Origin of the sequence: Actinospica acidithermotolerans (assembly GCF_018139625.1) — a bacterium.
Lineage (GTDB): Bacteria > Actinomycetota > Actinomycetes > Streptomycetales > Catenulisporaceae > Actinospica > Actinospica acidithermotolerans.
In genome coordinates this window covers 1-6,007 of the sequence record NZ_JAGSOH010000210.1, presented here as the reverse complement: position 1 = coordinate 6,007, position 6,007 = coordinate 1, and the positions used below count along the sequence as shown (strand labels likewise).

Sequence of the window (6,007 nt, the reverse complement as noted above, 5' to 3'; positions counted from 1 at the left end):
CTGATCGCGGGTCTCGAGCACCAGGCGCACCGCCCGGTCACGCAACTCCTGCGGGTATCTCTTGTTCGACATGACGGGCTCGATCCTTCCAAGGAAACGAGCCTGGCGCAAAGCCGGGGCGGTTCAGAGGTCAAGAATCTCTGGGGCTGACGCACTGAGATGTTCGCGCCATCCGGCCAGCCCGAGTTCTGCGATCCAGCCGCGCAGCGATTCCCGTGTCGACTCAGCGTCGACGGGGGCAAGCTGAGCGATCCGATTGGCGAGGCGCCGTGAGCGGATGCCGGACGTCATCAGGATCAGCGCGCGGGGGTCGCTGATGCCGTAGCGGATGTAAGCACCGAGTTCTGGGCACAGTCGCAGGTCCAGTCCCTGCTCGTGCAGCTCGGCGTTGACCATCTCGATGAGCGCGCCGATTGTCCAGGCCAGGTAGTGCTCGAGGTGGCGGGTCGCGGCATCGACCATCTGCTCGATGCGTGCTGCGCGGTTGGACACGGCGGCCAGGTGCCGATCGGCCAAGTCGGGCAGGCTCGCGCCGGCAAGCCAGTCTGGATTAGGCGGACGGGGTCAACGGAGACGTCGGTGCGTCCGGTGCGGAACTGCCACGGCGAAGTGTTCTCCGGCAGGTCGAGCAGCGGTTGAATCGCAGGGGAGATCCAGGCTAGCGCCGCGAATGGTTCCCCGGTATTCCACGGTGTTCCTTCCCAGGCGTCTTCGAACAGCGAGTCGAAGATCTGACTGGCTAGGCGGGCGATGGTGCGGGCGGAGCCGATCGATGTCCCGGTGCGCGGCCACCGTCGCCGGTCGGCTTGTCGGGTGCGGGTGTAGACGGTTCGTACTGTCTGCGCGATGCCCCTGCAGCGGGTTCGGGCTTCGGTAGAGAGCTGAGCCGCGAGCGTTGACGCCGCGATGTCGTCGACGTTGACGTCGTCGGGTTCAGTGCCGTCGTTCTCGGCGGTGGCCAGCATCAGCCAGACGAACCCGATGAAGTCCGCCCCGGCGCCACGGCTGGCGTGAAACAGCCTGTCCGCGTTCTCGCGCATCGCCGCCTCCAAGGCGGCGAGGTCCTGGAGCGCTTCGTGGGTGGTCAGCGACGAGGTGATGGCCAGGTCGGCGGCGCCGGGGGTGAGGGCGGTGAAGTCGGCGTTAGTCGGTTCTGCGGCGCGGACCAGCACGATCCAACCTTCGGTCTCTTTGCCCGCGCGTCCCGCGCGACCGATCGCGTTGACCAGCCGCGCACCGCGCAGGCGGGCGTCGTCGGGTAGATCGGGGCGGGGACTGTCATAGATTACGACGGTGCGGACCGGCAGGTTGACGCCTTCCGTCAAGGTAGAGGTGCAGGTGAGGTAGGGTAATGTGTCGGCGCGGACGGCGTCTTCGAGAGCTTCGAGCACTTCGATGGGCAGGCCGGCGTGATGGAATCCGACCCCGTGGCGCACAACGTGGACCAGAGGGTGGTCGCCTCCGAGCTGCTGGCGCACGAAGTCGTGCAGCGCGACGGAACCGGGATCTAACGGCAGCTCGTCGGCTAGGCCGCGAGCGATCTGTTGTGCTTCAGCCCGGGTAGAGGCGACGACAAGCACCGACCCCGCATGCCCCACACTGGTGATCATCTGACTGGCGATCCGGTACAAGGCAGTCGACCGGCCGTCGTCCTTCTCCAGCCCGGACTGGCGTGTCTGGGGCGTTGCAGCCTTCCGGACGAGCTGCCACGGAGGCTCGCCGCTGATGCCCAGCTCGGCGGTGCTGCCTTCGGCCAGCCGCAGCCGGACTAGTCCGTTCAGCTCAGTGGTCAGCCGGTAGGGGAATTTGCGGCCGCGCGGGATCCTCTCGACGCGGGTTGTATCCCAGTCAGGGATCGTACAGAACGCGGCGTGCAGCCGCCTGGGACCGCGCCAGTCGTGGCTCTGTACCAGCGCTGGGCCGTCGGGGACAGTGATCCATTGCGCGATGGCGGCGGCGTTACCAAGAGCGGCGGAGATGAGGACGATCTGGTGGTTGCCATCGTTCCTGGTCGCGTGGTGAAGCAGGGCGATGGTGGACTCCAGGACGAAGCCGCGGCCGGCCTCTTTGATCAGCTGGGCTTCGTCGAAGATGAACATGCCGAAACGGTCCAGTACCGCAGTGGCGTTGTGGCGCAGCAGATGGGACAGTCGTTCAGGCGTCATGACCTCGACGTCCGGCGGAGGATCGTCTGCAGTGTCGAACGGGTCGGCGAACGAAGGGAAGTCCGGCTGCGCGGGCCCGGTTTCCTTTTCCAGGATCCTCACCCGCGCCGCCATGTCGCGACGCACTTCGCGCCCCAGGCTTCGGGTCGGAACGACGTAGCAAACGCTAGTGCCGATCGTGGCCAGATGGGCCACCGCCAGCATCTGCGCAATGAGGGTTTTGCCGCCGCTGGTGGGCACCGACAAGACCATCCGCCGGGTGGCGGGGTTGAATGGCGAGGGGTCGCCGGTCAGCAGGTCCCGCTGAGGGCTCCACAAAGTAAGCACTGGCGGGCTCCCGACGGTGAACGCGGTTCTCGCGAGGTTCGGCAGGTCGGGTGGCAGGATCGACGGGTTCCACAATGAGCCTGCTGCCGCTTCGTCGGCCAGTCCGAGCAGGTGCGCCGCTACCCATCGGGCATCCGGTTCGCTTGAGCCGGCCTGGCCCGTCGCTGCGGTGCGGAAGCGGGTGACCGCACGCTCCAGGCGGGATTGGTCGCCGCGGGCCAGGTAGGCCAGAAGGTCGTCGGCGCCGAGGACGACCAGGTGCGTGGTGCCCAGGGCCGTGGTGGTCAAGTCCGGTAGTTCGACTGTCCGTGCGAGGTCGGCCAGTTGCCGTCGCCAGTTGCGCAGCCAGCCGGCCAGGGTACGGGTCTGAAAGCCCAGGAGGGCCACGCCGGCCTCGAGGGCGAGCGTGTCGGTGTGGGCGAGTACGGCTTCGTCGACGGTGATGTCCTGACGCAGGCGCCGCGTGATCGCGGTGGCGTTGGGGTCTCCGCCGCTGCGCCGGTATCCGATGGCCGCCGCGAACCCGAGGGAGAGCCGGTCGGGCAAGGACCAGGACAGCTCGGTGTCGGCAAGGGCCAGGTCGAAGATGTGGGCGCTGACCGCGAACGCCTGGCGCTGGCGGGCGAGGGTGTAGCGCTCACGTGCCCGGTCGACGGACGCAACAGCGTGTAGGTACCAGGCGGTTTCCACCAGTTCCAGAGGGAAGTCCTGGCCGCGTTGGAACAGTCCTGTTTCTGCCTCTCCGAGCAGGCGTTGCAGTTCTTCGGCCGAGGGCAGCGACGTCCGGCCGTCGAGTGCTCCGGCCAGCAACTCCAGCCTTAGAGACCGCTCCACACGATCTCCTTCACTCGCTGGGCGAACGCCGGGAAATCGGCGACGGCCACGGCGATGCCCTCGGTCTGTTCTTGCGGGGCGAAGTCGGGGAAGGCCCTGGCCAGCGATCGGAAGCTACTGCGGTGGCGCGGCGCGTGGTGGGTTGACGTGCCCACCGACACCCCGACGCCGGCACGTTCGCTGCGGTCGATCCACAGTTCAATGACGTCGGCGAAGAACGCGCCGATCTCGCCGCCCTCCAGGCTCGCCGGGCCGACGATCTTGCCAAGGTAGGTGTCGCCGCGGTTGGCAAGCTGGTTGCTGGCGGTGCGGATGGTCGCCGACAGCTGGTTTACCGAGTCGTGCTTCTTGATCTCCCACAGCCGGAAGACCAGGGTACCGTTCGCGGTCCGGTAGAGGACCAGCCCGTCGCCGCCAGGCTCGAGCGGGTCGGTCTTCACATCGGCGACCCGCACCAGCCGTCTCCCGTCGGCGTACGAGACCCGTTCGGCCAGCAGCCGGTTCCACATCAGCTCAGCGACATGGCCCTGGATGTGGTCCTCGTTCTTGGCTGGTTCGCCGGGCAGGCCGAATCCCATGCTCGCGAAGGTCGCGACCGCTGCGGCCCGCGTCCCCGCAAGTTCTGGGCCGCCGTCCCGTCGCGCCCGCCAGCTGGCCAGTGCAGGTGCTTCGCCGCACCGCAGCCGCATCGCGTCATCGGCCAACAACTGCGCAGCGGCTTCCAGCGCGTCGGCGTCGGCTGCGGTGCCGCCGACAATGTATGGGACATCGGAATCGGGCGGGCCGGGCGCCGGCGACAACAGTGACGTCAAGGAAGGCGTCGCACTGGTTGTCACCCGGAGCTCTCCCCTGATCGTTGGGTTGATGGTCAGCACATTCATATCGCGCCCGGGCCCGTCGTGCAGGAGAACGCCGCGAATAGTCCTCCTTGGCCGCTGCCGTTCTGGCATCTGCACATGCCGGTTCGCCTCCGCCCGGCTCGGCACGTTGTATGAGCGAGTCTTCGGGATCGTGCTCGCCTACGGGGACGATGGCAAGTTCGACCCGACAGCGAAGTAACATCGTGTCGGCGGTCCCGTCATAGCTTTTTGCTATGACTGAGGCATCCTCGGCAGGCCAACCGCCTCATGCTCAGATTCGCGAAGCCAAGACGTGCTCGCTGCGTTTGGCTTCGATGGCCGCGCGCGGCGAGACCTGTCCGCCTTGGCCCTCCTCGCACTTGCCAACCTGAGTCCTGGACGGCCGTGACCTACTTGAGGCCGCAGAGCGAGCGCTTCAGTTCGAGGTCTAGCGTCGCGTGCAGGTCGGGCGGCGTCGCTGATCTGGGCGAGTAGGCGCGTAGGGTGGAGTGACTCAGTTGTCTGCAATAGGAGGTAGTTGGGGTGGACGCGGAACTGGTGGCACTGGCGTCGTCTGGTGCGAGCACGCTGACGACGTTGATGGTCACCGACGGTTGGTCGCAGGGGAAAGAGAAGTTCGCGCGGCTGCTGGCCCGGCACCACAGAGGCGCGGAGGCGATGGCTGGTGAGCTCGAGGGTGCACGCGTACAGCTGACCACCGCCCTGGCGCTGGGGGATGGGGACGGTGCTGACGAGGTGCAGATCGAGTGGCGGTCCCGGTTGCGCCGGATGCTGACCGAGGATCCGCAGGCGGCTCCGTTGCTCGAACAACTGCTGGAGGAGTTCGCCCTATCGGTCTCGTCCGCTCCTGCGCGTACAGAAGTTCACCACAACACCTTCCACGGTCCGGTGGCGATACACGGCGGAAGTGGTACACAGTCCAATACGTTTCGATCAGCGGCGCCATGACAGTTCCGCCCGAGCGCAGCGAGCAACCTCCGGCAGGAGCCGACATCCGTGGGAACACGTTTCGCGGACCTACGGCTCTCAACCTCGGGTCGGGAGAACAGCACAATGTCTTCTACACGGGCGAACCGCGTACTCGGAAGCGGGTCTTGGCGGGTTTGCCGCCAGCGCCCGCAGGGTTCGTAGGGCGTGAATCAGAGCTCGACCAGCTCATGAGCGCACTACAGTTAGACGGTCAGGACTCGGCGACGGTCTGCGCGATAGGCGGCCTTGCTGGCGTTGGAAAGAGCGCGCTGGCGGTGCACGCGGCCCGGAGCGCGCTACAGGCCGGTTGGTTTGATGGCGCCGTCTGGGTGAACCTTCGAGGCTTCGACCCGGAAATCCCTCCGATGGAGATCGCAAGCACGGTGACGGTGCTGCTGCGTGCGCTTGGAGTGGCCGAGGAGGAAATACCTCCAGGCACTGAGGAGCAGCTCGCGGTCTACCACGGGGCATTGGCTGAAATGGCCGCTCGGGGACAGCATGTCCTGGTGGTGCTAGACAATGCTGCTGACGCCAGCCAGGTGCAGCGGCTGTTGCCCGGGGACAGCGTGCACCGGGCGATGGTCACCTCGCGACGCGCTCTCGTGTCACTCGGGGCCCGCCTTGTGGATCTGGACGTGCTCGACGAAACGCGGGCCGTCAGCCTGCTGGCAACCGCGCTACGCGATGCACGTCACTCAGATCCGCGCGCCAGGGACGAGGATGCGCTAGTGCCGCATCAGGCAACGTTTGCCCCGTCGGTGTGGTGACGCCGCCCGGCGGGGCGGATGTATCAGACTTGGCACATGGCGGAGCGGGTTCAGGTTCGGGATATCGATGACGATGAGGGCAAGC

At 66.8% G+C, this 6,007-nt stretch carries 4 protein-coding genes; 2 read left to right on the top strand and 2 right to left on the bottom strand.

Annotated elements, in window-relative coordinates; all coding sequences use genetic code 11:
- Positions 1 to 296: 296 nt before the first annotated feature.
- Both KDK95_RS33670 and KDK95_RS33665 read right to left on the bottom strand, forming a co-directional pair.
- Positions 297 to 3,326, bottom strand: a complete 3,030-nt coding sequence (locus tag KDK95_RS33670; protein WP_212522415.1) for a DEAD/DEAH box helicase — start codon at positions 3,324 to 3,326, stop codon at positions 297 to 299.
- Complete coding sequence (locus KDK95_RS33665) at positions 3,311 to 4,201, bottom strand: hypothetical protein (RefSeq protein WP_212522414.1); 891 nt, start codon at positions 4,199 to 4,201, stop codon at positions 3,311 to 3,313. Before KDK95_RS33665 ends, KDK95_RS33670 begins: the two co-directional genes overlap by 16 nt.
- A 507-nt stretch (positions 4,202 to 4,708) precedes the next feature.
- Here KDK95_RS33665 and KDK95_RS33660 point away from each other — a divergent pair.
- Complete coding sequence (locus tag KDK95_RS33660) at positions 4,709 to 5,134, top strand: hypothetical protein (RefSeq protein ID WP_212522413.1); 426 nt, start codon at positions 4,709 to 4,711, stop codon at positions 5,132 to 5,134.
- Positions 5,131 to 5,922: an AAA family ATPase gene (locus tag KDK95_RS33655; RefSeq protein ID WP_282971750.1), complete on the top strand. Its 792-nt coding sequence runs from the start codon at positions 5,131 to 5,133 to the stop codon at positions 5,920 to 5,922. The genes KDK95_RS33660 and KDK95_RS33655 overlap by 4 nt, the downstream gene beginning before the upstream one ends.
- Positions 5,923 to 6,007 lie beyond the last annotated feature (85 nt).

What these genes read in the sequence shown, in the direction of transcription:
- KDK95_RS33655 (WP_282971750.1), top strand. Translation starts at nt 5,131, where the DNA reads ATGACAGTTCCGCCCGAGCGCAGCGAGCAACCTCCGGCAGGAGCCGAC.